A 5,235-nucleotide genomic window follows, 5' to 3' on the forward strand; every position below is an offset into this window, starting at 1 on the left:
TATTAAATTCTTTGTCTACTTCAGTCTATTAACTTCTGTCGCTAAACCACTTTGGCGTTGTATGGTTAAGCCTCACGGGTAATTAGTACGAGTTAGCTTAATGCCTCACAGCACTTCCACATCTCGCCTATCAACGTTGTAGTCTTCAACGGCCCTTCAGTTGACTCTAAGTCAAAGTGAGAACTCATCTCGAGGCTCGCTTCCCGCTTAGATGCTTTCAGCGGTTATCGATTCCGAACGTAGCTACCGGGCAATGCAATTGGCATCACAACCCGAACACCAGCGGTTCGTCCACTCCGGTCCTCTCGTACTAGGAGCAGCCCCTCTCAATTCTCAAACGCCCACGGCAGATAGGGACCGAACTGTCTCACGACGTTCTAAACCCAGCTCGCGTACCACTTTAAATGGCGAACAGCCATACCCTTGGGACCGACTTCAGCCCCAGGATGTGATGAGCCGACATCGAGGTGCCAAACACCGCCGTCGATATGAACTCTTGGGCGGTATCAGCCTGTTATCCCCGGAGTACCTTTTATCCGTTGAGCGATGGCCCTTCCATTCAGAACCACCGGATCACTATGACCTACTTTCGTACCTGCTCGACGTGTCTGTCTCGCAGTTAAGCTTGCTTCTACCATTACACTAACCGTACGATGTCCGACCGTACTTAGCAAACCTTCGTGCTCCTCCGTTACTCTTTGGGAGGAGACCGCCCCAGTCAAACTACCCACCAGGCACTGTCCTCAACCCCGATTCAGGGGCCTAAGTTAGAACATCAACACTACAAGGGTGGTATTTCAAGGTCGGCTCCACACAAACTAGCGTCTGCGCTTCAAAGCCTCCCACCTATCCTACACATGTAGGGTCAATGTTCAGTGCCAAGCTGTAGTAAAGGTTCACGGGGTCTTTCCGTCTAGCCGCGGGTACACAGCATCTTCACTGCGATTTCAATTTCACTGAGTCTCGGGTGGAGACAGCGTGGCCATGGTTACACCATTCGTGCAGGTCGGAACTTACCCGACAAGGAATTTCGCTACCTTAGGACCGTTATAGTTACGGCCGCCGTTTACCGGGGCTTCGATCAAGAGCTTCGCCTAAGCTAACCCCATCAATTAACCTTCCGGCACCGGGCAGGTGTCACACCGTATACGTCATCTTACGATTTTGCACAGTGCTGTGTTTTTAATAAACAGTCCCAGCCACCTGGTCACTGCGGCTCTCGCCTGCTTACGACGCGAAGTCTTCACAAGTAAGAGCGTACCTTCTCCCGAAGTTACGGTACAATTTTGCCTAGTTCCTTCACCCGAGTTCTCTCAAGCGCCTTAGTATTCTCTACCTGACCACCTGTGTCGGTTTAGGGTACGATTCAGTATGAACTGAAGCTTAGAGGCTTTTCCTGGAAGTAGGGCATCAACAACTTCACCACCTTAGTGGCTCGTCTCGACTCTCAGCCTTAGCAACCCGGATTTTCCTAAGTCGCCAGCCTACAGCCTTTCACATGGACAACCAACGCCATGCTTGCCTAGCCTGCTCCGTCCCCCCATCGCATTCATACCAAGTACGGGAATATTAACCCGTTTCCCATCGACTACGCTCTTCAGCCTCGCCTTAGGGGTCGACTCACCCTACCCTGATTAACATGGGATAGGAACCCTTGGTCTTCCGGCGTGCGGGTTTTTCACCCGCATTATCGTTACTCATGTCAGCATTCGCACTTCTGATATGTCCAGCATGCCTCCCGGCACACCTTCAGCCACTTACAGAACGCTCCCCTACCCCGCGAACTAAGTTCGCAGCCGTAGCTTCGGTGGTATGTTTAGCCCCGTTACATCTTCCGCGCAGGCCGACTCGACTAGTGAGCTATTACGCTTTCTTTAAAGGGTGGCTGCTTCTAAGCCAACCTCCTAGCTGTTTTAGCCTTCCCACATCGTTTCCCACTTAACATACACTTTGGGACCTTAGCTGACGGTCTGGGTTGTTTCCCTCTCCACGACGGACGTTAGCACCCGCCGTGTGTCTCCCGGATAGTACTTTACGGTATTCGGAGTTTGCAAAGGGTTGGTAAGTCGGGATGACCCCCTAGCCTTAACAGTGCTCTACCCCCGTAAGTATTCGTCCGAGGCTCTACCTAAATAGATTTCGGGGAGAACCAGCTATCTCCCGGTTTGATTAGCCTTTCACTCCTAGCCACAGGTCATCCCCTAACTTTTCAACGTTAGTGGGTTCGGTCCTCCAGTCAGTGTTACCTGACCTTCAACCTGCCCATGGCTAGATCACCGGGTTTCGGGTCTATACCCTGCAACTTAAGCGCCCAGTTAAGACTCGCTTTCGCTACGGCTCCCCTAAATGGTTAACCTCGCTACAGAATATAAGTCGCTGACCCATTATACAAAAGGTACGCAGTCACCCTCGAAGGGCTCCTACTGCTTGTACGTACACGGTTTCAGGTTCTATTTCACTCCCCTCACAGGGGTTCTTTTCGCCTTTCCCTCACGGTACTGGTTCACTATCGGTCAGTTGGGAGTATTTAGCCTTGGAGGATGGTCCCCCCATATTCAGTCAAAGTTTCACGTGCTCCGACCTACTCGATTTCACTTTAGATAAGTTGTCGTGTACGGGACTATCACCCTGTTTCGTCATGCTTTCCAGCATGTTCCACTAACTACACTAAAGCTTAAGGGCTGCTCCGATTTCGCTCGCCGCTACTTTCGGAATCTCGGTTGATTTCTTTTCCTACGGGTACTTAGATGTTTCAGTTCTCCGCGTTCGCCTCGTTAACCTATGTATTCAGTTAACGATACCTGCAAGCAGGTGGGTTTCCCCATTCGGAAATCCTAGTCTCAAGCGCCTCTTACTGGCTTGACTAGGCTTATCGCAAGTTAGTACGTCCTTCATCGCCTCCAACTGCCAAGGCATCCACCGTGTACGCTTAGTCACTTAACCATACAACCCAAAATGGTTTGTATCGTCAAAGACAGTTTAACTTCGCCAGAAGTTAATATTGAATACTAAAGTAGACGCTAATCAATCAAACAAATGATTAATCGGCATTTTCTTTCGAAAACTCGATAAATAACTTTACGTTATCTATCAGAATTTAATTTTTCAGCTTTTCCAAATTTTTAAAGAGCAAATATTACTTAGCCATCAGGCCAAGCAACAATCATCTGTGTGGACACTTCGAACAAATAAGTTCTAAATCGTATAAGGAGGTGATCCAGCCCCAGGTTCCCCTAGGGCTACCTTGTTACGACTTCACCCCAGTCATGAATCACTCCGTGGTGAACGTCCCCCCGAAGGTTAGACTATCCACTTCTGGAGCAACCCACTCCCATGGTGTGACGGGCGGTGTGTACAAGGCCCGGGAACGTATTCACCGCGACATTCTGATTCGCGATTACTAGCGATTCCGACTTCATGGAGTCGAGTTGCAGACTCCAATCCGGACTACGACAGGCTTTAAGGGATTCGCTCACTATCGCTAGCTCGCTGCTCTCTGTACCTGCCATTGTAGCACGTGTGTAGCCCTACACGTAAGGGCCATGATGACTTGACGTCGTCCCCACCTTCCTCCGGTTTATCACCGGCAGTCTCCTTAGAGTTCCCGACCGAATCGCTGGCAACTAAGGATAGGGGTTGCGCTCGTTGCGGGACTTAACCCAACATCTCACAACACGAGCTGACGACAGCCATGCAGCACCTGTATCAGAGCTCCCGAAGGCACCAAACCATCTCTGGTAAGTTCTCTGTATGTCAAGTGTAGGTAAGGTTCTTCGCGTTGCATCGAATTAAACCACATGCTCCACCGCTTGTGCGGGCCCCCGTCAATTCATTTGAGTTTTAACCTTGCGGCCGTACTCCCCAGGCGGTCTACTTAATGCGTTAGCTTTGGAAAAGTTGTCCGAAGACCCCAGCTCCTAGTAGACATCGTTTACGGCGTGGACTACCAGGGTATCTAATCCTGTTTGCTCCCCACGCTTTCGTACATGAGCGTCAGTGTTGACCCAGGTGGCTGCCTTCGCCATCGGTATTCCTTCAGATCTCTACGCATTTCACCGCTACACCTGAAATTCTACCACCCTCTATCACACTCTAGTTTGCCAGTTCGAAATGCAGTTCCCAGGTTAAGCCCGGGGCTTTCACATCTCGCTTAACAAACCGCCTGCGTACGCTTTACGCCCAGTAATTCCGATTAACGCTCGCACCCTCCGTATTACCGCGGCTGCTGGCACGGAGTTAGCCGGTGCTTCTTCTGTCAGTAACGTCACAGCTAGCAGGTATTAACTACTAACCTTTCCTCCTGACTGAAAGTGCTTTACAACCCTAAGGCCTTCTTCACACACGCGGCATGGCTGCATCAGGCTTGCGCCCATTGTGCAATATTCCCCACTGCTGCCTCCCGTAGGAGTCTGGACCGTGTCTCAGTTCCAGTGTGGCTGATCATCCTCTCAAACCAGCTAGGGATCGTCGCCTTGGTGAGCCGTTACCTCACCAACTAGCTAATCCCACTTGGGCCAATCTAAAGGCGAGAGCCGAAGCCCCCTTTGGTCCGTAGACATTATGCGGTATTAGCCATCGTTTCCAATGGTTGTCCCCCACCTCAAGGCATGTTCCCAAGCATTACTCACCCGTCCGCCGCTCGTCATCTTCTAGCAAGCTAGAAATGTTACCGCTCGACTTGCATGTGTTAGGCCTGCCGCCAGCGTTCAATCTGAGCCATGATCAAACTCTTCAATTAAAAGTTTTTTTGAAACCTAAGTTTCATGCTCATTGAATTCTGATTTTGTTCTTGTTACCAAGAACGAATTGACTGTGCGTTATTATTTTCACTTTTAAAAAAGTAAAATCAAAACAGCTCAAGGCTGAATCTTTTAATAACTTATGGTCACTCAGTTCAATTGAGACTCTAAATTTGTTTGCGTCATCTAGCGAACTAGATTCTGCTGTTAGAACTCAACCTGTACGAGTGCCCACACAGATGATTGCTTCATATTGTTAAAGAACATTCCGGTTACCCGGTGCGATGACTTATCATCGCTGCGCCGTTAGCGCTGAGGGTTGTGCATTCTAAGCATTTCCCATTTGTTGTCAACACTTAATTTTGATTTTCTTTCGAAGCATTCAAACTCAAGTTTTATTTGACTCCCGACTCGTTGGCTCGTTGCTTTTCAGCGTTGCTCCCCGTGTCGGTGGATGCGCATTATAGGGAGATCCGATTTAAGTGCAACCCTTTTT

At 49.6% G+C, this 5,235-nt stretch carries 2 rRNA genes; both read right to left on the minus strand.

The window, feature by feature from the left end:
* Positions 1 to 61: 61 nt before the first annotated feature.
* Positions 62 to 2,943: ribosomal RNA gene (locus tag D9603_RS12785) — 23S ribosomal RNA — on the minus strand.
* A 262-nt stretch (positions 2,944 to 3,205) separates the two neighbouring features.
* Positions 3,206 to 4,738 (minus strand): 16S ribosomal RNA (locus D9603_RS12790).
* Together the 16S and 23S rRNA genes form the textbook arrangement of a ribosomal RNA operon.
* Between the last annotated feature and the right edge of the window lie 497 nt (positions 4,739 to 5,235).

The sequence above is a fragment of the Pseudoalteromonas sp. PS5 genome, from assembly GCF_004103255.1.
Taxonomy (GTDB): Bacteria; Pseudomonadota; Gammaproteobacteria; order Enterobacterales; family Alteromonadaceae; genus Pseudoalteromonas; species Pseudoalteromonas peptidolytica.